Origin of the sequence: Sphingorhabdus sp. 109, assembly GCF_902506555.1 — a bacterium.
Classification (GTDB): Bacteria; Pseudomonadota; Alphaproteobacteria; order Sphingomonadales; family Sphingomonadaceae; genus Parasphingorhabdus.
In genome coordinates, this window is sequence record NZ_LR732707.1 from 2,326,179 (window position 1) to 2,344,782 (window position 18,604).

The 18,604-nt window shown below is 60.0% G+C and carries 21 protein-coding genes; 13 read left to right on the plus strand and 8 right to left on the minus strand.

Annotated features, from left to right (window positions below; translation table 11 throughout):
• Positions 1-76 precede the first annotated feature (76 nt).
• The 5 genes from BOSE62_RS10995 (at position 77) to BOSE62_RS11015 (ending at position 4,950) form a co-directional block, all read left to right on the plus strand.
• Positions 77-1,645 (plus strand): M23 family metallopeptidase, encoded by a 1,569-nt coding sequence (locus BOSE62_RS10995; RefSeq protein WP_236553991.1) that lies wholly within the window; start codon positions 77-79, stop codon positions 1,643-1,645.
• Between the two features lie 72 nt (positions 1,646-1,717).
• The gene (gene hemB / locus BOSE62_RS11000) at positions 1,718-2,719 is read left to right on the plus strand and encodes a porphobilinogen synthase (protein WP_159646038.1); all 1,002 of its coding nucleotides are present in this window, start codon (positions 1,718-1,720) and stop codon (positions 2,717-2,719) included.
• Entirely contained in the window at positions 2,712-3,281 is a 570-nt protein-coding gene (locus BOSE62_RS11005) for a GNAT family N-acetyltransferase (RefSeq protein ID WP_159646041.1), read from the plus strand. The genes hemB and BOSE62_RS11005 overlap by 8 nt, the downstream gene beginning before the upstream one ends.
• Complete coding sequence (locus tag BOSE62_RS11010) at positions 3,278-3,829, plus strand: gamma carbonic anhydrase family protein (protein WP_159646044.1); 552 nt, start codon at positions 3,278-3,280, stop codon at positions 3,827-3,829. The genes BOSE62_RS11005 and BOSE62_RS11010 overlap by 4 nt, the downstream gene beginning before the upstream one ends.
• A 59-nt stretch (positions 3,830-3,888) precedes the next feature.
• Complete coding sequence (locus tag BOSE62_RS11015; protein ID WP_159646047.1) at positions 3,889-4,950, plus strand: class I SAM-dependent methyltransferase; 1,062 nt, start codon at positions 3,889-3,891, stop codon at positions 4,948-4,950.
• A gap of 28 nt (positions 4,951-4,978) precedes the next feature.
• Here BOSE62_RS11015 and BOSE62_RS11020 read toward each other — a convergent pair whose 3' ends face one another.
• A complete protein-coding gene (locus BOSE62_RS11020) occupies positions 4,979-5,494 on the minus strand; it encodes a hypothetical protein (RefSeq protein WP_159646050.1) in 516 nt (171 codons plus the stop codon).
• A 218-nt stretch (positions 5,495-5,712) separates the two neighbouring features.
• Between BOSE62_RS11020 and rplU the strand changes: the two genes are divergently transcribed.
• The 3 genes from rplU to BOSE62_RS11035 all read left to right on the plus strand — a co-directional run bounded on the left by rplU (position 5,713) and on the right by BOSE62_RS11035 (position 7,238).
• Complete coding sequence (gene rplU / locus BOSE62_RS11025) at positions 5,713-6,213, plus strand: 50S ribosomal protein L21 (RefSeq protein WP_159646053.1); 501 nt, start codon at positions 5,713-5,715, stop codon at positions 6,211-6,213.
• 3 nt (positions 6,214-6,216) lie between these two features.
• Positions 6,217-6,486, plus strand: coding sequence for a 50S ribosomal protein L27 (gene rpmA, locus BOSE62_RS11030; RefSeq protein ID WP_159646056.1), 270 nt, complete (start codon positions 6,217-6,219; stop codon positions 6,484-6,486).
• A 197-nt stretch (positions 6,487-6,683) separates the two neighbouring features.
• The gene (locus BOSE62_RS11035; RefSeq protein ID WP_159646059.1) at positions 6,684-7,238 is read left to right on the plus strand and encodes a GNAT family N-acetyltransferase; all 555 of its coding nucleotides are present in this window, start codon (positions 6,684-6,686) and stop codon (positions 7,236-7,238) included.
• 8 nt (positions 7,239-7,246) lie between these two features.
• On the opposite strand, the gene BOSE62_RS11040 is transcribed toward BOSE62_RS11035, so the two are convergent.
• From BOSE62_RS11040 to lnt, 5 genes are all read right to left on the minus strand, one after another.
• Positions 7,247-8,197, minus strand: coding sequence for a metal-dependent hydrolase (locus BOSE62_RS11040; protein WP_159646062.1), 951 nt, complete (start codon positions 8,195-8,197; stop codon positions 7,247-7,249).
• 182 nt (positions 8,198-8,379) lie between these two features.
• Positions 8,380-9,084: a tRNA (guanine(46)-N(7))-methyltransferase TrmB gene (trmB, locus tag BOSE62_RS11045; RefSeq protein WP_159646065.1), complete on the minus strand. Its 705-nt coding sequence runs from the start codon at positions 9,082-9,084 to the stop codon at positions 8,380-8,382.
• Entirely contained in the window at positions 9,081-10,118 is a 1,038-nt protein-coding gene (locus BOSE62_RS11050) for a hypothetical protein (protein ID WP_159646068.1), read from the minus strand. Before BOSE62_RS11050 ends, trmB begins: the two co-directional genes overlap by 4 nt.
• A 124-nt stretch (positions 10,119-10,242) precedes the next feature.
• On the minus strand, positions 10,243-11,454 hold the full coding sequence (metK, locus tag BOSE62_RS11055) for a methionine adenosyltransferase (RefSeq protein WP_159646071.1): 1,212 nt from the start codon (positions 11,452-11,454) through the stop codon (positions 10,243-10,245).
• A 68-nt stretch (positions 11,455-11,522) separates the two neighbouring features.
• Positions 11,523-13,052, minus strand: a complete 1,530-nt coding sequence (lnt, locus tag BOSE62_RS11060; RefSeq protein WP_159648015.1) for an apolipoprotein N-acyltransferase — start codon at positions 13,050-13,052, stop codon at positions 11,523-11,525.
• 96 nt (positions 13,053-13,148) lie between these two features.
• Here lnt and BOSE62_RS11065 point away from each other — a divergent pair, with 96 nt between their 5' ends.
• A complete protein-coding gene (locus BOSE62_RS11065; RefSeq protein ID WP_159646074.1) occupies positions 13,149-13,838 on the plus strand; it encodes a hypothetical protein in 690 nt (229 codons plus the stop codon).
• Positions 13,828-14,268 (plus strand): VOC family protein, encoded by a 441-nt coding sequence (locus tag BOSE62_RS11070; protein ID WP_159646077.1) that lies wholly within the window; start codon positions 13,828-13,830, stop codon positions 14,266-14,268. Before BOSE62_RS11065 ends, BOSE62_RS11070 begins: the two co-directional genes overlap by 11 nt.
• Before the next feature lie 15 nt (positions 14,269-14,283).
• On the opposite strand, the gene BOSE62_RS11075 is transcribed toward BOSE62_RS11070, so the two are convergent.
• Positions 14,284-14,880 (minus strand): TetR/AcrR family transcriptional regulator, encoded by a 597-nt coding sequence (locus BOSE62_RS11075; RefSeq protein ID WP_159646080.1) that lies wholly within the window; start codon positions 14,878-14,880, stop codon positions 14,284-14,286.
• A 67-nt stretch (positions 14,881-14,947) separates the two neighbouring features.
• Here BOSE62_RS11075 and BOSE62_RS11080 point away from each other — a divergent pair, with 67 nt between their 5' ends.
• Positions 14,948-15,847 (plus strand): metal-dependent hydrolase, encoded by a 900-nt coding sequence (locus tag BOSE62_RS11080; RefSeq protein WP_159646083.1) that lies wholly within the window; start codon positions 14,948-14,950, stop codon positions 15,845-15,847.
• A 23-nt stretch (positions 15,848-15,870) separates the two neighbouring features.
• On the opposite strand, the gene BOSE62_RS11085 is transcribed toward BOSE62_RS11080, so the two are convergent.
• Positions 15,871-16,422 (minus strand): hypothetical protein, encoded by a 552-nt coding sequence (locus tag BOSE62_RS11085; protein WP_159646086.1) that lies wholly within the window; start codon positions 16,420-16,422, stop codon positions 15,871-15,873.
• A gap of 235 nt (positions 16,423-16,657) precedes the next feature.
• On the opposite strand from BOSE62_RS11085, the gene BOSE62_RS11090 reads away from it, so the two are divergent.
• Both BOSE62_RS11090 and BOSE62_RS11095 read left to right on the plus strand, forming a co-directional pair.
• Positions 16,658-17,791 (plus strand): sensor histidine kinase, encoded by a 1,134-nt coding sequence (locus BOSE62_RS11090; RefSeq protein ID WP_159646089.1) that lies wholly within the window; start codon positions 16,658-16,660, stop codon positions 17,789-17,791.
• Positions 17,788-18,537: a LytR/AlgR family response regulator transcription factor gene (locus BOSE62_RS11095; protein WP_159646092.1), complete on the plus strand. Its 750-nt coding sequence runs from the start codon at positions 17,788-17,790 to the stop codon at positions 18,535-18,537. The genes BOSE62_RS11090 and BOSE62_RS11095 overlap by 4 nt, the downstream gene beginning before the upstream one ends.
• The last annotated feature ends 67 nt before the right edge of the window (positions 18,538-18,604 follow it).

An 18,604-nucleotide genomic window follows, 5' to 3' on the forward strand; every position in this document is an offset into this window, starting at 1 on the left:
CTTTAACCAAGTTCCTGCACAGAGGTTGCTCACATAGAGGATGCAAAGTCATGACTTGCATCGCCAAGGGGTTCGTTTGTTCAAGAGTATCGACGATATCAACATGCAAGTTCAGGGGCCTGCGGCCATAGCAGCGACTCCCCTCTCCGCGTCGTCGACCGAAACGAACCTTTCCGATGACAAATTTGCCGAATGGCGGGAATATCTTGCCGAAATTGACTGGGTACCCGATCTCGGTCTGGACATCGGCAGTTTCACCTGGTTTCGTGGCCTGATAACGCTGACAGCGCTGTGCGGCATTGCCATCAGTGCCCTGCCGGACTTCGGACCGATTGCGGGGCATCGGGCCGATCCGCTGAGCGGCTATCGCGCCGATCAGGCCCGTTCACAGATGATTGCACCGCTGGCTTACGGATCCGACACCGGCATCAGAATGGCGGCGACCGATGCGGTGCGACCTTTGGCAGAAAGCCCCGAACGCCCGTCAATCGAGCTGGTCGCGACGCTCGGACGCGGCGACAGCCTGCGCCGGGTATTGCAGCGCGCTGGCGTTGCCAGCAGCGAAGCCGCCCGGGCCAATGACCTGATCAGCGGCGCGGTTTCGCTCGCCGATATCAAGCCGGGAACCAAGATCGACGTGATACTCGGTCGTCGTCCCGCGAAAAACCAGGCCCGACCGCTCGACCAGCTGGCCTTTCGCGCTCGCTTTGACCTCAATCTCGAAATATTGCGCGACGGCGACCAATTGAAGCTAAACCGCAAGCCGATCCTCGTCGACGATACGCCTCTGCGAATCAAGGGCACTGTCGGTTCGAGCCTTTACCGTTCGGCCCGCGCGGCCGGTGCACCGGCCGATGCAGTCCAGAAATATCTGAAAGTCATCGGTTCGAAACTGTCTGTATCCCGCGATATTCGCGCGACCGACGAATTTGATATCATCCTCTCCTATCGCCGCGCCGAAACCGGCGAAGTGGAAGTGGGCGACCTGATCTATGCCGGCCTCGAACGGGATGGCAAACCGACAGCACAATTGTTGCAATGGCAGAGCGGTGGCCGGACCAACTGGTTCGAGGCTTCCGGCATTGGCCAGTCCAGCGGCGAACTGGCGCGGCCGACCAACGGGCGGATCACCTCCAACTATGGCATGCGCCGCCATCCGATCCTGCGCTACAAGCGCATGCACAGCGGCCTGGACTTTGGCGGCGGCTATGGCGCGCCCATTTATGCGGTCACCGACGGAACGGTGACCTATTCCGGACGCAAGGGCGGTTTCGGCAATTATGTCAAGCTGCAGCATAGCGGCGGCCTCGCCTCCGGTTACGCCCATATGAGCCGGATCGCAGTGCGCAACGGGCGGCGCGTGCGCAAGGGCCAGATCATCGGCTATATCGGCTCGACCGGCCTGTCGACCGGCCCGCATCTCCACTATGAGCTCTATCGCGGCGGCCGGACGATCAACCCACGGTCGGTCAAATTTGTTGAACGGGCGCAACTGGGCGGACGCGAACTGCGCCGTTTCAAGGGCGAGTTGCAGAAGCTGCAGCAAGTGGCACCAGGAGCGGCGCTGGCGCCCTTGAAGAGCGCCGCTATCCACAGCAAACCGGAACGCGAAATCAACCGCCTGACCAAGCCGCTCAAGAGCTAGGGTGGCGCGCCGCCCGGCAAAGTTTTTCTCAGAAGAGTTGAGCGCCGCTGCCAGCTCCGCTAAGCCTCTCCCATGTCACAAGATGCCACCTTCCCGCGCAGCCGATTGCGCCGCACCCGAACCCATGGCTGGAGCCGGGACATGGTCCGCGAGACACAGCTCTCGCCATCCGATTTCATCTGGCCGCTGTTCATCACCGAAGGCTCCGGCATCGAGGAACCGGTCGCCGCTCTGCCCGGCGTCTCGCGCTGGTCGGTGGACGGCATTGTCGAACGGGCAAGGGAAGCCCGCGAGCTTGGCATTCCCTGTCTTGCCCTGTTTCCCAACACGCCGGCGGACAAGCGCAGCGACGACGGCAAGGAAGCGCTCAATCCCGACAATCTGATGTGCCGCGCCACCAAGGCGGTGAAGGACGCGCTGGGCGACGATATCGGCATTCTCACCGATGTGGCGCTGGATCCCTATACCAGCCACGGCCAGGACGGGCTGCTCGACGACAAGGGCTATGTCGAGAATGACCGCACGCTTGATGTCCTGACCAAGCAGGCGCTGAACCAGGCCAATGCGGGGGCCGATATTATTGCACCCTCCGACATGATGGACGGACGGGTCGGCGCGATCCGCGATGTGCTCGAACTGGCGCATCATCACAATGTCCAGATCATGGCCTATTCCGCCAAATATGCGAGCGCCTTTTACGGCCCGTTCCGCGATGCCGTGGGTTCGGGGGGCCTGCTGAAGGGCGACAAGAAAACCTACCAGATGGATCCGGCCAACAGCGACGAGGCAATTCGCGAAATCGCCTTTGATATCGCCGAGGGCGCCGACAGCATCATGGTCAAGCCGGGCCTTGCCTATCTCGACATCATCTATCGCGCCAAGTCGGAGTTCAACGTGCCGGTCTTCGCTTATCAGGTATCCGGCGAATATGCGCTGATCAAGGTTGGCGCCGAAGCCGGCGTCGGCGACCATGACGCGCTGATGATGGAAAAGCTGCTGGCCTTCAAGCGGGCGGGGTGCAGCGGCATCCTCACCTATTTTGCTGCCGATGCGGCGCGCTTGCTCAATGGCTGAGAAAGCCGACGATATCGTACTGGAAACCGACCGGCTGATCCTGCGCAAATGGCGCGCGAGCGATATCGAGCCGTTCATGGAGCATCTCAACACCCGCAATGTCATGCGCTGGCTGGGCGGGGTGCAGAGCCGCGAGAAATTCAACGCCGCGATGCAGCGGCTGGAAGGCTATGACCGCGACTTCGGCCACACATTCTGGATCGTCGAGCGCAAGTCCGACGGAGAAATTCTCGGTTTCTGCGGCCTCAAGAGGGTCAACGCGCCGCAACCCAAGCTGACCGGCGCCCACGAAATCGGCTGGCGGCTGCGCGAGGATGCCTGGGGCAAAGGCTATGCGCGGGAAGCCGCAACGGCCTGTCTGGACGCTGCCTTCACCCGCTGGAACGCACCCTATGTGGTCGCCCTGACGGTTGCCGGAAACGAGCCGAGCTGGGGCCTGATGAAACGCCTCGGCATGACCCACCGTCCGGAACTGGATTTTCACGATCCCGATTATGGCGCAGAGCTGAACCCGACCATTGTCTATAAAATCGAAGCTGAAGACTGGAGCTGCAAAACATGACCCAAGCCCTGATCCTGCCGTTCAACGGCAAGACTCCGAAAATCCATCCCAGCGCCTTTATCGCGCCGGGCTGCAAGATCATCGGCGATGTCGAAATCGGTCCCGAATCGAGCGTCTGGTACAATTGCGTGATTCGGGCGGATGTGAATTTCATCCGGATCGGCGCGCGCAGCAATATCCAGGACGGCACCACCATCCATTGCGACAGCGCCACGCCGGCGACGCCCAACGGCCATCCGACGATCATCGGTGATGATGTTCTGGTCGGCCATATGGTGATGCTGCACGGCGCGACGCTGGAAGACCGGGCCTTTGTCGGCCTGAGCACGACGGTGATGGACGGCTGCGTGATCGAGGGCGATGCCATGCTCGCCGCCGGTGCGACGCTGACCCCGAACAAGCGAATCCCCTCGGGACAGCTCTGGGCCGGATCGCCGGCAAAATATATGCGCGACCTGACCGAACCGGCAATCGCTGGCATGCGGATGGGCGTCGCCCATTATGTCGAGAATGCCAAGGCGCACAAGGCCGCGATCGACGCGCTGTAGCTTATTGATTTTTTATGCTAATGTCCTGACCGGGTCGCTGTTCTTCGGGAGACGGCGAGATGACGGAAGCAATTGACGCAAGCAAGGTAGAGCAGCTGGCAGGCAAGGTCATCGGGGATGTGGCCGGCGCGATGGCCGTTTTCATGTCCTATCTCGGTGATCAGGCAGGCGTCTATGCCGCCATGGACGGGGCGGGAGCGCTGTCGGTCGACGCGCTCGCCGAGAAAACCGGACTGAACCCGAAATATCTGCTGCAGTGGCTCGGCTCCAACGCCGCCGCCGGCTATGTCACGCACCATCCCGACGGCGATCTTTTTTCCCTGAGCCCCGAACAGGCGCTGGTCCTTTCCCGCGAAGGCCAGCCGGCCTGCATGCAGGGCTTTTTCCAGAGCGTCATCTCCCAGTTCGAAACCCAGGCCGAAGCGGTGGAAACCTTCCGGTCCGGCAAGGGCAGGCCCTGGGGCGACCATTCGACCTGCTGCTTCTGCGGCACCGACCGCTTCTTCCGGCCCGGCTACGAAGCCTGTCTGATCGATCAATGGATTCCCGCGCTGGATGGCGTCAACGCGAAACTCAAGGCCGGGGCCAAGGTCGCCGACATCGCCTGCGGCCACGGCTCCTCCACCGTATTGATGGCAAAAGCCTATCCCGAATCGATAATTCACGGAATCGACTTTCACGAACCGTCGATTATCGAGGCGCGCGCCAAAGCCGCAGCGGCGGGCGTGACCAATGTCGAATTCCAGGTCGCTTCAGCCCAGGATTTCCGTGGCGAGGATTTCGACTTCGTCTGCATTTTCGATGCGCTGCACGACATGGGGGACCCGGTTGGCGCCGCCGCGCATATCCGCAAGGCCCTGCGCCCGGACGGCAGCTTCATGCTGGTCGAACCGCTCGCCGGGGATAATATGGCAGACAATCTCCATCCCCTCGGCCAGATCTTCTACGCCTTTTCGACCACCATCTGCACACCCGCCTCGCTGGCGCAGGATATTGGCCTGGGGCTCGGCGCACAAGCGGGACAAAAGCGGCTGACCGAAGTGCTCAATCAGGCCGGTTTCTCGAACGTCAGGCGCGCGACGGAAACGCCGACCAACATGGTGCTTGAAGTAACCGGGTGAACCGGGAGGGAGGACCGGCGGGCGCGAATCAGCGCAGCCGGTTCTTCATCGCCTCGATGTCGGCCTGCTGTCGCTCAACCTGAGCTTGCACCAGGTCGCGCTGCGCGGCAATGATCGCGGTGCCGCCCGATTCGTCCGCCGCGGTCTCGCGCTCGAGCTGATCCCGGTAAAGCGCGTCAATATCGGCCAGTGCCTCGACCGACGGACTGCGCACGATCTCCAGCGCTGCCAGTTCCATCTGGGCAACAACCCAGGCTTCGCTCGATTCCGCCGCGCCGCGGGCCGCATCCACCCGATTTTTGACCGCCGGCAGGCGCTCCCGGTATTTTGCGTCTGCGTCGCCGCTGCTGGCTACCACTGCGCCAAGCCTGGCTTGCAGATCTGCCGGCAGCGAGGAAATCGCAGTCACCGGAGCAGCCGTCTCTCCGGCCATCGGCGCGCTTTCATAAGGCCGCTTCAGAAGCGATGGAAAGTCGCCATCCTGCATCGCGCATCCGGACAGCGTAACCGTGATAATCGTCACCAAAGCAGGGAGTTTTTTCATTGCCCTGTCTTTACGAGAGGCTTATCCGCTCTGCAACGGCGAATCTCCAGACATGAAGCGGAGCGTTGCCGGGTCACATCGAATAGCCAAAAATCGCCTTAAGCCGGTTGACAGTGCCAGCCCCATCGGTTAGCTGCCCACTCTTTCCAGCGTGAGCCGAGAGACTCGCGTTAACGGCCTTGTGCGCTGGAACCATAAATTTGAAACGGAAAATAGCCATGTTCGCAATTGTGCGCACCGGCGGCAAACAATATCGGGTTGCCGCAGGAGATATTATCGCAGTCGAAAAACTAGCTGGTGAAGCTGGTGATTCGGTAACTCTCGACGACGTTCTGCTTGCCGGAGACGGTGATGACATCAAGGACGTCAAGGGTCTGACCGTTGCGGCCGAGATCCTCGCCCAGGAAAAAGGCGAGAAGGTCATCATCTTCAAGAAGCGCCGCCGGCATAATTATCGCCGCAAAAACGGCCATCGCCAGCAGCACACGGTTCTGAAGATCAGCGCTATCGGCTCCGAAAAGGCCCCGAAGAAAGCCGCTGCCAAGAAGGAAGCGACTCCCGCCGAAGACAAGCCCGCTGCGGAAGCCAAGGCTGCCGCGGCCAAGAAAGCACCGGCGAAAAAGGCTGCTGCGAAGACTGAAACCAAACCAGCTGCGGCCAAGAAGGCTCCAGCGAAGAAGCCAGCCGCCAAAAAGCCGGCTGCGAAGAAAGAGGACTAAACCATGGCACATAAAAAAGCAGGTGGTTCATCCCGCAACGGGCGCGATTCAGAAGGTCGTCGCCTGGGCGTCAAGAAATTCGGTAGCGAAGCCGTTGTCGCCGGTAACATCATCATCCGCCAGCGTGGCACGAAGACCCATCCGGGTCGCAATGTCGGCATGGGCAAGGACCACACCTTGTTCGCGCTCATTGATGGCAAGGTGGAATTCCACAAGGGCAAGCTCGGCCGCAAATATGTGTCTGTCGACGCCATGGCGGAAGCCGCAGAATAACCGGACAATCAATAAAGAGTTGTCCACCAGAGGGATGACCCGACAGGTTCTACGGGACCGGTAATTTCAGGGAGAGGGTCATCCTCTCCCTTTTTTTATGTCTCCCTGTCATAACGTCACGATCTTGTCATGACACCGTTCTAGCGGTCTCATCATTCAAGCCGGGGGCGTCGCGAATTTGATGATGGAGAGTCCCGATGTTTGCCGTAACACCAAGATTGCTTTTAAGGCCCGGCTGGCCCGAGGACAGGGACAGCCTGTTTGCCGCGATCAATGACGAAACGGTCATCCGCAATCTGGCGAGTGCGCCCTGGCCCTATCGGCGCGAAGATGCCGCACATTTTCTGGCTATGTCCCGCTCCGCGATCCATCCCAATTTCCTGATCTTCAGCCGCAATGGCCGGACCCCGGTGCTGCTCGGCGGTATCGGACTGGACGATCGGGACGAGGGGCATCCCGAACTTGGTTACTGGATTGCCCGCGATCACTGGGGCTGCGGCTATGCCACCGAGGCCGGCCGTGCGGTACTGGGTATCGCCGGGGCCCTCGGTCATCGGGAGATCAGTGCCGAACATTTTTCCGACAATCCGGCTTCGGGACAGGTGCTGAGAAAACTCGGTTTCAGACCGACCGGCCGATGCACGCCGCGCTATTCAAAAGGCAGAGGGCTGAAGGACGATACGGTCCGGTTCAGCCTGTCCCTGTCGGAAGATGAAGCGGCCGACGAGGTGATGCGAGACATCGCCGCCTAGCGGCAGCCTCAGGCGACTTTTTTCAATTGGTCGACGGCCGTCAGGTCCTTGATCGGTGTCACCTTCGCGTCATCCATGATGGCCGCTTCATACTCGCTCTCGGCGAGTTTGATCAGCGGACGGTGGTCGATGTCCCAAGGGTGGAAGCCCGGCTTGAAAAATGCCAGCAGCGGCCGCAATGTACGGCGGAACGGCGCCTTGCCAAGCAGCAGATAATGGGCGAGCCCGAACCAGGCGCGCGGCCCGGAAATGCCGTCCTGACGCAACAGTTCCAGAATACCCTTGCTGCGGTTCTTGGCGAATCCAAAGGATATTCGGGCCATGAAGCTGCAGCGGACAAACCAGCATTTCAAAGGGTTCCAGTCCTTCGTCATGTGCAGCCAGGTATCATAGGCAACACCCTTGTGCTCGATCTCTTCCGAAGCATGCCACAGCCAGAGATTGCGCTGATCTTCGTCGGCATCTTCCAGATGGGCCGGGTTGCCGATCACTTCGGCCGCCAGTATCGCGGTAATATGCTCGATGCACATGGTCGCCACCAGCTGGTCATATTCCGGCTTTTTGCGGATTTCTGTCACCACGTGGCAAATCGCCTGCTCCAGCAGTGTAATATCGAAATCGCAGTCTTTCAGATGCTCGTTGAAGCTATGATGCTCCCGGCTATGGATCGCTTCCTGCTGGATGAAGGCGCGGATTTCACCGCGCAGCTTCGGCGGGACCCGCTTGATGAATTTCTTGAGCGAATCGATAAAGAACAGTTCGCCTTCCGGAAAGGTCACGGAAAGCGCGTTGAAAAAGGCGGAAGCAAAGGGGTCGCCACCGACCCAGCGGCGCCGGTCGATCTCGGCGCGGGCAAAATTCAGATTGCGCGGTTGAATATGAAGATCATGGGGTGTCGCGCTCTTGTTTTGCGCAGAAAATTCGGATGCTGAATCAGCGATGGTCGGAGCAATGTCCATATCTTTTCGTGAACCTCCCAGTTCGATTCTTCTCGGCGCTAACCGATTTTGGTTAAGCAGCAATTAGACAAGGAAGGTTAAGCTTCGGCATAGCAACATCCCTAACAGACATGGTTAAAAGTCCGTTACGGTAGCCGTAATTGGCTGAAATCAGCCAATTCACATTCTAAACGGCTTTGATTTTATTTGGTTTGTTTCCGCTGGTACCGGAAATACCAGACATCATGACCCTGCCGGCGCGCCTTGGCTTCGTAGCGCGTCTCCGGCCAGCCGCCAGGACGGATCTTCCAGTCTTTCGGGCTTTTGCACAGCCAGTCGAATTCGTCCCGCTGGTTCATGATCATGCAGGCCCATTCCAGATAGACAGGATGGTCGGTGCCGAAGCGGAATTCGCCGCCGGGCTTCAGCTTCGCCGCGATCATGTCGACCGGCCCGTGGTTCATGAAGCGTCGCTTGGCATGGCGCGCCTTGGGCCAGGGGTCGGGATGGAGCAGATAGACAAAGCTCAGCGCGCCGTCTGGAATCCGTTCGAGCACATCGAGCGCATTGCCCATATGCAGCCGGACATTGGCAAGATGGCTGTCGCGGACATGCTGCAACGCGCCCACAACGCCATTGAGATAGGGTTCACAGCCGATGAATCCGTGGTCCGGAAGCATGTCGGCGCGCGAAGCCAGATGCTCGCCCGCCCCGAAACCGATTTCGAAATGCAGCGGCCGGTCGGTGCCGAACAGCGACGCCGAGCTGACCGGTCCTTCGGTGGGCACAGCAATTTGCGGCAGCAGCTTCTCGACCAGCTCTACCTGCTGGTCGCGCAGGGCATGCCCTTGCCGACGGCCGTAGAGCTGGCGGATGGTTGTCGGGTCGCCATCTTTAGATTTTGTCATTGATCCTCATCGGCTGGTACGTTGACGGTTATCGTCGATCCGGACGATGGAGGCCATGTCGTGACGGCCGAAATCGCGGCGCCGTCACCGGTGGCCGACAGCAGAACGCCCGGGGTCGGCAATTTGTCCAGATCGGGAAATATGATATTCTGGTCCAGCCGCATCATGACCGGGGTAAATCTCGGTTCCCGGCTGCCACCGGTCAGACCGCCAAGCCGGTTTGCGTGAACCGAAGCGGCGCGTCCGGCGTCCCCCAGAGGCATCAGATATCCGTCTTCCGATCCACCGGCACGATAGATGGAAAAAGGACCGAAATCCTGCGGATCCCGGCAATAGATACCGGGTTCCTCGCCATCGGCTGTATCATCGACCGGGATGTTCAGGATACCAGCCGACAGGGCATCGGTCATTGTCGGCTTGATCCGCTTGATCCTGTCACTCAGCTTCAATGCATTTTCGCATGGCAGAATTACGGTGGCGGCGGGCCCGGAGACAATCTCTTCCGGCCAGCCTATATCATGCAATATCGGCATCAGCGAGGCCGCCAGTTCCTCCGCCGAAAGTTCGGCAGAGGTGAAGCGGATTTTCACCAGCCAGCCATTGAGCGGCAACATGGCAACCCCGGTGCTTTTGAATTCGTTTCCGGACGTGCTGTACACCGCCATCAATCCGCTCGCTTCGGACTGACCCGGCGGGGTGAAAGCCGACGAGAGATACTCGCTGGCGCCCGGCAGCAATTTGACATTGCCGCGCAAGGCCTGATTCGCCGCATCGAACCACAGGGGCACACTGTTGACCGCGGCGCGATAGAAGAACAGCGTCAGCCGGGTCTGCCCGTCCTTCCCGTAATATTGCCCGTACACATCCAGCCCATCGTCCGTCAGGTCGCGGATATATTGCCTGTCGAAACCGCCAAGCCGGGCCGGCATCGTCATGCCGCTATTCTGGTGATCCCAGTCTTGGCCTGCCGTCGCCTCGATTGTCCTCTGTTCGGGCTGCGCTTGTGCGGGTGCCGCGAAAACTAGGGCCGACATGCAGATGACGCCCCATAGGGTCCTGCCATATGATTTTAGCGGTCCGCGCATGATGATTTCTCTCCCTCCGGATATCGATAGAGAATAGACGATATTCGGGCGCGCGAATAGCCGGGTTGTGGACCTAGATGGCCGCTTTCAGCGCGTCCACCAGATCGGTCTTCTCCCAGGTGAAGAAATCGCCGGCCGCTTTTCGGCCGAAATGGCCATAAGCCGCGGTTGGCGAATAGATCGGCTTGTTCAGGCCGAGATGGGTGCGGATGCCTTTCGGCGTCAGGCGGACCAGCTGCGGCAGTATTTCCTCCAGCTTCTCCTCGCTCACCTTGCCGGTGCCGTGCAGGTCAACATTGATCGACAGCGGTTCGGCCACACCGATCGCGTAGGACAGCTGGATCGCGCACCGCTTGGCGAGACCGGCGGCGACGATATTCTTGGCGAGATAGCGGGTGATATAGGCTGCCGAACGGTCGACCTTGGTCGGGTCCTTGCCGGAAAACGCGCCGCCGCCGTGCGGGCTCGCACCACCATAGGTGTCGACGATGATCTTGCGACCGGTGAGGCCGGCGTCACCATCAGGGCCGCCGATTTCAAAACGACCGGTCGGATTGACGTGGATCACCGTATTGTCGGTGATAAAACCGTCGGGCAGTATCTTGCGGAATACACCCATCACATAATCATATAATTCTTCATAGAGTGCCGGATTGTCGCTGCCCTTGAAATAGCCTGGCGCGTGCTGCGTCGAGACCACCAGGGCAACGGCTTCCACCGGCACTTCATTGACATAGCGCAGGGTGACCTGGCTCTTGCTGTCCGGCTCCAGAAACGGCGCCTTGCCGCTATGGCGGTCAGCGGCCATCTGCTTCAGTATCTCGTGCGAATATTGCAGCGTTGCCGGCATCAGGTCCGGCGTCTCGTCGCTGGCATAGCCGAACATGATGCCCTGGTCGCCGGCACCCTCGTCCTTGTTGCCGCTTTCGTCGACGCCTTGGGCAATATGCGCCGATTGCGGGTGGAGGTAATTTTCGAAGGTCAGATTCTGCCAGTGGAAACCCTCCTGCTCGTAACCGATTTTCTTGACGGTTTCGCGCACCGCAGTCTGGATTTCTTCCTGCGCGCCCGGCGCCCAGTTGCCATCGGTGTCGATCATGCCCTTGCCGCGCACCTCGCCGGCAAGAATCACCCGGTCGGTCGTGGTCAGGGTTTCGCACGCAACCCGCGCTTCCGGATCCTTGGAAAGGAACAGGTCGACGATGGCATCGGAAATCTGGTCCGACACCTTGTCGGGATGACCTTCGGAAACCGATTCGGACGTAAAAATAAACTCTGAACGCATGGCAAAATCCTGATTTTGGGCCGAAGCAACGTCAACCACAGGGACATAAGGAAAAGTTTATATCTACTTTAACGGGCGCGCACGCGGATGGCAATGGCCGATAGGAGCAAAAGCAGCGCCAGCCCCAGCGGCAGGAGATTACCATATAGCGCGAAGGGAGTTGGAGCCTTGGCCTGCGGCATATGGCTGTCGATGCGGCCCGCCTGCCCCATCGGCACGCTGGACCGGATTGCGCCATTGGCGTCAATGACGGCGGAAATGCCGGTCGGGGTCGAGCGGATTACCGGCAGCCCCTCCTCGATCGCCCGCAGACGCGCCTGGGCCAGATGCTGCGGCGGCCCCCAGCTTCCGAACCACGCGTCATTGGACGGGTTGAAGATGAAGTCCGGCCGATTGTCACGATCGACAACCTGCCCCGAGAAGATGATTTCGTAGCAGACCTGCAGCCCGGCTTTGCCAAGCGCGCCCAGATCGAGCGACCGGGCGCCGGGCCCCGGCCAGAAATCGAAGTCGCCCGGCGCCAGACGCGACAGGCCGATCGCCGAAAGCAGGGGCCGCATCGGCAGATACTCGCCATATGGCACCAGATGCGACTTGTCATAGCGGCCGATCAGTTGATGATCGGAGTCCATCACAAAGACGCTGTTGCGCGCACCGACTGCGCGTCCCTCGGCTTCGTCAAATTCCAGTTTGAGCGCACCGAGCACGAGCATGTCGCCGGGTTTCATCAGCATGCCGAGCTGCTGACGGACAAATTCCGGCGGGCGACCGTAATAATAGCGAGCCGGATAGCCGGTCTCCAGATAGTCCGGAATGGCCGCTTCCGGCCAGAAGATGATCCGCGGATCATCGTCTGCCCGCAGCGTCAGTTCCGCCAGCTTCGCCAGATTCTGATCCTCATAGCCGGCCTTCCATTTGTCCTGCTGACCGATATTGGGCTGGACCACGGTGATCAGCGGCTGGTCTGGAGACACCGGCGTCGCTCGTGGTTGCTGCAATAACGCAAGTCCGGCAAAGACCAGAAGCAGCGGCAGCGCCACCCGCCATTCTTTGCGGCAAAGCAGCCACAGGCCGCCGGCGCCAGCGATCAGGATCGCCGACAACCCATAGGTGCCGATGATCGTGCCGGACCCGGCCATCTGGCCGAGCGGTAGCGCAACCGACCCGAGCGGGTTCCAGATGAAGCCGCTGAACACCCAGCTCCTTAGCCATTCGGTGACGATCCAGGCTCCGGCCAGTGCGAGGACCAGGACCAGCGGCCGGCCCCTGCCGATCCACCAACCGGCCTGCGCGGCCAGCGCTGGATAGACCGCCAGATAGAGCGAAAGCAGCAACACAGCGATATAACCGAGCCACTCGGGCATCGCCGCCTGAAAGGTGAAAGCCTTGGCGATCCAGTTCAGGCCGATGATAAAATGGCCGACACCGAACAGCCAGCCGGTAAAAAAGGCGGCCTTGCGGCTCCCTGCCCGCATCACCAACACCATCCACAGGGCCAGCATCAATATGGTCAGCGGCCAGAGGTTCAGCGGCGCGAAGCCGGTTGCGCTCAACCCGCCCGCAAACAGCGAGATTGCATAGGGATGGCGGGCGATCATTTCACGGAGTTTTGACACCAGCGGCTTTTGCCGTGTTCGCGATCACCATTCAATTGCTAATTGCCGGAACAGCCATTTGCTTGCTAACGTCCGGCCATGAAAATTCTCGCTCTTCTGACGCTCGCGCTGACGCAACCGGCAAACAGCCAGCTCGAGCCGCTCAGCACGGACCAGCAACAGGCTCTCGCCTGCGTCGCCGTGCTGGCGATTGTCGCTTCCGAACAGGAACGGGGCGTAACCACCGCGCTCGACTATCCCTTGCTCGCCGAACGCGGCGCGACCTATGCCGGGCTGGTCGGCCAGCAGATCATGGAGGATAGCGGCCGCAGCAAGGAACAGGTCCGCGATGCCATGATAGCAGCCGTGGCCGAGCGGCAGGCTCTCGCGCAACAGGCCGCCGATCCGGATGAGACGGTTGGTGACGAAATGGCCGGCTGCCTTGCTATGCTCGATGCCGCGGTGCCACCCAGACCGAAACCGGACCTGACGCAATGCGCCGGCATGCTGCAACTGGCCTATGAAGAAGTTTACAATCGCGAGGGACTGTCCAAGACAGCGCAGGATCTGAAGACATTGGCAACGGTGCTCGACAGCCGCGCGCGCAACAAGATGCGGGCCGAAGGACTGAGCGGTCAGGAAAGCGACATAATGCTGACCCGGAGCCGAGAGGCGATGCTGGCCGACGCCAGGGAGCGGGAATCAAGCGGTCAGGGTTCCAATCTGGATTTTGAACATTGCTTCACCCTCGCCGCGCCGGAAGACAAGCAGAGAAAATATGAACATTGAATCCCGACCGCCCCTGCGGCCGTTCCATCTGGCTTTTCCGGTCGATGATCTCGACGCGGCCCGCACTTTCTATAGCGATCTTATCGGTTGTGAAGAAGGCCGCAGCGACTCACACTGGATCGATTTCAATCTTTACGGGCACCAGATCGTCGCTCATCTTGACCAGACCTACACCGCCCTGCCGATGGTCAATCCGGTCGATGGCGAGCAGGTCCCGGTGCCCCATTTCGGCGTCGTACTGACCATGGCCGAATGGCAGGCACTTGCCGATCGGCTATCCGCAGCGGGGATCCGCTTTGTGATTCCGCCAACAATCCGCTTTGAAGGACAGGTGGGCGAGCAGGCGACGATGTTTTTTCAGGATCCGAGCGGCAACGCGCTCGAGTTCAAGGCCTTTGCCAGCGATGACCGGCTGTTTGCCAAGGAGTGACCGGGAAATTCGCGCCTAGGCCTGTTGCTCGTTGCCGATGCTGACCAGACCATTTTCCAGTTGCCGTTCGGCCATGTCCCGCGCGCTGTTGCGCGCCAGCCCCAATGATCCGGAGAGACGCTCTCCGATCAACGCATCGCCGAGGGCCATCAGCACCAGCACCAGCGTATCTTCGTGCAACTCGCGATCCTTGTGCCCGTCATCCCCGACATCGTCGACCAGTTTGTGAATCGCCTCGACGATCGGATCCAGCGCATCCTCGTTACCGGTCAGCATCATCCAGGACCAGAGCGCCGCAGCCCCCTGTTTGTCAAACGCATCGAAGGTCAGATCGACAATATCGCGCGCGGAGCCTTCGCCGGAGCGTGACTTGATAATAGCCTGCGCAATCATGCCGCAGACCTCGTCGGACAGATAGACCGCCAAAGCCTTTTGCAGACCCGAGGCGGAGCCGAAATGATGCAGGAGATTGGCATGGGTGCGCCCGATCCGGCTGGCAACGGCCTTCAGTGTTACCGACTGCGGCCCGGTTTCGATCAGCAGATCGCGGGCGGCTGCCAGCGCCATGCCGCGGCTTTCTTCAGGAGAGAGGCGTCTCTTTGCTATTGACATTTATGTAAGTAACCCTATTATCACTGATGTTAGCTATAGGCCGCATTTCGCAAAATGGAAACAGCCCATGAATATGCCCCAGATTGTCAGTGCTGAACCGGCAACCATAGACACGCCCACGCCCGAGGGACACGAAATCACACCGCGTGACCGCCGTTTCGGCCGGGAACAAGGCTATGACTCTGAAAAATACTGGCAGAATGGCGATCCTATCGCGACTGCCTTTTACAATTGCCTGTCGCTCACCTTCCCGCGCGGCGAAGCCTTTTTCATCGAGAGCGTGAAAGAGTTTCGCGACCACACGCCACAGCAGTTGCAGAAAGAAATCCGCGCCTTTGTCCAGCAGGAAGTGATCCACAGCCGCGAACATCTGGCGCTGAACCGGCGGGTCGAGGAAAATGGCTATGACACCAGCCGAATCGAACAGCGGATCACCGAATCGCTGGCGATGACAAAAGGCCGCCCGAAAATTACCAATCTCGCGGCGACGATGATCCTCGAACATTTTACCGCGATCATGGCCCAGCAATTTCTCGCCAATCCCCGCCACTGGAAGGATTCGGACGAGGAAACCGCCGACCTGTGGCGCTGGCACGCCCTCGAAGAGATCGAGCATAAGGGCGTTGCCTATGACACCTGGCTCTACGCGACCCGGAACTGGAGCCGCTGGCAACGCTGGAAAGTGAAGGCACTGATGATGCTGGTGATCACCCGCAATTTCTGGGGCAATCGCTGGAACGATACACTCGATCTGCTGGCGCAGGACGGCATGACCGGATGGCCGGTGAAGCTGAAGCTACTGAAATTCCTGCTGATCGAGCCGGGCATTGCGCGGGCGATCATCATCCCGTGGATCAAATTCTTTCTGCCCGGATTTCATCCGTGGAACGAAGATGACCGGCACCTGATCCGGCGCGCCGAGAGCGAATATGAGTCGGCGATTACCGGACGGCCGGCGACAGCCTAGAGTTAAGTCCTAGCGCCCGGCGATTAGTGCGCAGCTCTGTTGATGTCGACTTTTTCGACCCATTCCGGAAAGAAACTGGGCTCGCGGTTCGACCATCCCGGCGCGGTCGCCGCGGCTTCGCTGATTGACTGCAGCAGGCTCTTGCGGGTTTTCGGGTGCAGATGGGGTAATGCCGCGGCTGCGCAAAAGGCGCCGGGCAACCATGGACGCGAATCCGGTCCGAGCAGCCGCTCGTAGAGAAAACGAAAGGCCGGGAAGCTGTGGATACGGCCCTGACCCAGATCATAGGCGGCCAGCGAAATCAATGCCGGCATGAACGCCTCGATGCTGTCGACCGCGCAGTCTTCGGGAATGGCTTTGCGGATATCGCGAATGCGCCGGTACAGGGAAATCTGCACCTGGATGCCGGCTTCTTCCACCTTGTCCCGCGACCATGTCTCGACGGCATCGGATCGCTCGAGCCCGACGTCCAGCGACCGGCGGATATAGCGCTGGGTCGCGGAGCTGAAACTCGCAAATTCCTTTATCTCGGCCAGCGTCATCGCGCCGGGGACGGATCGTGTTTCCTTGGTCATGTCTTCACCACTCCTCGTGGGCTTTTCCCACCAGAACAGTTGAACAAAACATGGTTAGCAATTGGTTAAACCGGAGCGGTTTAATCCTGCGCGGCCTCTACGGAGTGGGAAAATTGCGCGTAAGGCTTATAAAGTTTCGACCAACCGCAAGCATGGTTCGACCGGTCGCGATTCGGCTAGAGACAATTGATACCAAATTGGCCTAAGCTGACCCGAAACCACGAATTGAACGCATATGAGAAAATTTGAACTGGGAAACCACAAGCCGTCGGTCGGGCATCAGGTAGCCATCCTGTCGATCGTCGGATTCTGGTTTTTCTACATGATCGTCCTGACTTTGCGGGCGTCCATCGGTGACTGGCCGGCGCAAGGCGAGATGGTCATGCGGCGGACGGTCGTCACGATTTTCGGTATCGGCACAACCTATCTGCTCTATCTGTTTCTGCGACAGTTCGAGGACCGGGCCCTTTCGACCCGGATCATAACGGCCTTTGCCGCCGCCATTCCCTGCGCGATCATCATCGCCTCGTTCAACCATTATGTCTTCAACGTCTATTATCCGGAAAATCTCTGGGACGAAGCGCATGTCGAGGAAATGCGCAAATATATGTCGCAGGAGAATCTGGCGTTCAAGGCGATCTTCGAAGATGCCACGTCGCGCTTTTTCTTCATCGTCAGCTGGACCTCCCTCTATCTGACTCTGAGCTACGCTGGCAGGGTCCGGCAGGTCGAGCGCAAGGCCGCCCGCTTCGCCCAGGCGGCGCAGGATGCCGAATTGCGGTCGCTGCGCTATCAGGTCAATCCGCATTTCCTGTTCAACACGCTCAACAGCCTGAGCACCCTGGTGATGCGCAGCCAGCCGGAAGAGGCCGAGGAGATGATCCTCAACCTGTCGAAATTCTATCGTACCAGCCTGTCCGGCGATCCTCTGGAGGATGTGCCTTTGTCGGAAGAGGTGCATCTGCAAAATCTCTATCTCGATATCGAGGCGGTGCGCTTCCCCGAACGGCTGCGGACGAAGGTGAATATTCCCGACGACCTGCTCGGCGTTCTGGTCCCTGGCCTGATCCTGCAACCGCTGGTGGAGAATGCGATCAAGCATAGTGTCGCCCACAGCAAGCGCCCGGTGACCATAGCGATCAGCGCCCGCTCCGACGGCGACAATCTGATCCTGACGGTGGCCGATGACGGCGATCCGCGACCGGTCGATCTGCAGGATGATGGCGCCAGCAACGGCATTGGCCTGGCCAATGTCCGCGACCGGCTCGAAACGCGCTTTGGCCGGCAGGCCGGTCTGCAGACTGTACGTCCGGCAGAAGGCGGCTATATTGCGCAGCTGACCCTCCCGTTGATGCTGGACAACCCATGACCGAAGAAACCGAAACCAGACCGCTGACCACGCTGATCGTCGACGATGAGCCGCTGGCGATCGAACGGCTGCAACTGCTCTGTGCGCGGCAGCCGGATATCAATCTGATCGGTACCGCCAGCGACGGCGAAGCGGCGCTGCGCCTTACCGAACAGCTGAAGCCGGATTTGCTGCTGCTCGATATCGCGATGCCCGGCAAGGACGGGCTGGATGTCGCGCGCGGCCTGTCCGGCCAGGCCGATGCACCCGCGATCATATTTGTCACCGCCTTTGACCGCTTCGCGGTCGAGGCCTTTGATGTCGCCGCAATCGACTATGTCCTGAAGCCGGTCGAAAATGCCCGCCTGCAGCTGGCCATATCCCGGGTCAGGGAACGCACCGCCGAACCGCGAAAGGATGAAGCAGACGACTCCCCCTGGGCCGAAGAATTCTGGGTCCCCTACAAGTCCGAACTGCGCCGCATCGTCGCCTCCGAGATCGACCGGGTCGAGGCCGAGCGCGACTATATGCGCCTGCATGTCGGCAGCGTCAGCTATCTGCTGCACCAGACCATCACCGGTCTGGAAGAGCGGCTCAATCCGGAAGAATTCATCCGCCTGCACCGCTCGCATCTGGTCCGGCGCGACTGGATTGCCGGCCTGCGCCATGACGGCGGCGGCGTGTGGATGGCCTGCCTCAAATGCGGCACCGAAATCCGCATCGGCCGTACCCATCTGGCGGCAGCGAAAAAGCTGGCAGGCAAATAGCCGCCGTTCCTGATAGCGAGTCGGTCTTTCCGTAAGAATACCCATCGACAAGATATTGGGGGAAGTC

Bases quoted from the DNA above. Each gene is read 5' to 3' on its own strand.
- hemB (WP_159646038.1), top strand. From the start codon at position 1,718: ATGTCACAAGATGCCACCTTCCCGCGCAGCCGATTGCGCCGCACCCGA.
- BOSE62_RS11005 (WP_159646041.1), top strand. From the start codon at position 2,712: ATGGCTGAGAAAGCCGACGATATCGTACTGGAAACCGACCGGCTGATC.
- BOSE62_RS11010 (WP_159646044.1), top strand. From the start codon at position 3,278: ATGACCCAAGCCCTGATCCTGCCGTTCAACGGCAAGACTCCGAAAATC.
- BOSE62_RS11015 (WP_159646047.1), top strand. From the start codon at position 3,889: ATGACGGAAGCAATTGACGCAAGCAAGGTAGAGCAGCTGGCAGGCAAG.
- BOSE62_RS11020 (WP_159646050.1), bottom strand. From the start codon at position 5,494: ATGAAAAAACTCCCTGCTTTGGTGACGATTATCACGGTTACGCTGTCC.
- rplU (WP_159646053.1), top strand. From the start codon at position 5,713: ATGTTCGCAATTGTGCGCACCGGCGGCAAACAATATCGGGTTGCCGCA.
- rpmA (WP_159646056.1), top strand. From the start codon at position 6,217: ATGGCACATAAAAAAGCAGGTGGTTCATCCCGCAACGGGCGCGATTCA.
- BOSE62_RS11035 (WP_159646059.1), top strand. From the start codon at position 6,684: ATGTTTGCCGTAACACCAAGATTGCTTTTAAGGCCCGGCTGGCCCGAG.
- BOSE62_RS11040 (WP_159646062.1), bottom strand. From the start codon at position 8,197: ATGGACATTGCTCCGACCATCGCTGATTCAGCATCCGAATTTTCTGCG.
- trmB (WP_159646065.1), bottom strand. From the start codon at position 9,084: ATGACAAAATCTAAAGATGGCGACCCGACAACCATCCGCCAGCTCTAC.
- BOSE62_RS11050 (WP_159646068.1), bottom strand. From the start codon at position 10,118: ATGTCGGCCCTAGTTTTCGCGGCACCCGCACAAGCGCAGCCCGAACAG.
- metK (WP_159646071.1), bottom strand. From the start codon at position 11,454: ATGCGTTCAGAGTTTATTTTTACGTCCGAATCGGTTTCCGAAGGTCAT.
- lnt (WP_159648015.1), bottom strand. From the start codon at position 13,052: ATGATCGCCCGCCATCCCTATGCAATCTCGCTGTTTGCGGGCGGGTTG.
- BOSE62_RS11065 (WP_159646074.1), top strand. From the start codon at position 13,149: ATGAAAATTCTCGCTCTTCTGACGCTCGCGCTGACGCAACCGGCAAAC.
- BOSE62_RS11070 (WP_159646077.1), top strand. From the start codon at position 13,828: ATGAACATTGAATCCCGACCGCCCCTGCGGCCGTTCCATCTGGCTTTT.
- BOSE62_RS11075 (WP_159646080.1), bottom strand. From the start codon at position 14,880: ATGTCAATAGCAAAGAGACGCCTCTCTCCTGAAGAAAGCCGCGGCATG.
- BOSE62_RS11080 (WP_159646083.1), top strand. From the start codon at position 14,948: ATGAATATGCCCCAGATTGTCAGTGCTGAACCGGCAACCATAGACACG.
- BOSE62_RS11085 (WP_159646086.1), bottom strand. From the start codon at position 16,422: ATGACCAAGGAAACACGATCCGTCCCCGGCGCGATGACGCTGGCCGAG.
- BOSE62_RS11090 (WP_159646089.1), top strand. From the start codon at position 16,658: ATGAGAAAATTTGAACTGGGAAACCACAAGCCGTCGGTCGGGCATCAG.
- BOSE62_RS11095 (WP_159646092.1), top strand. From the start codon at position 17,788: ATGACCGAAGAAACCGAAACCAGACCGCTGACCACGCTGATCGTCGAC.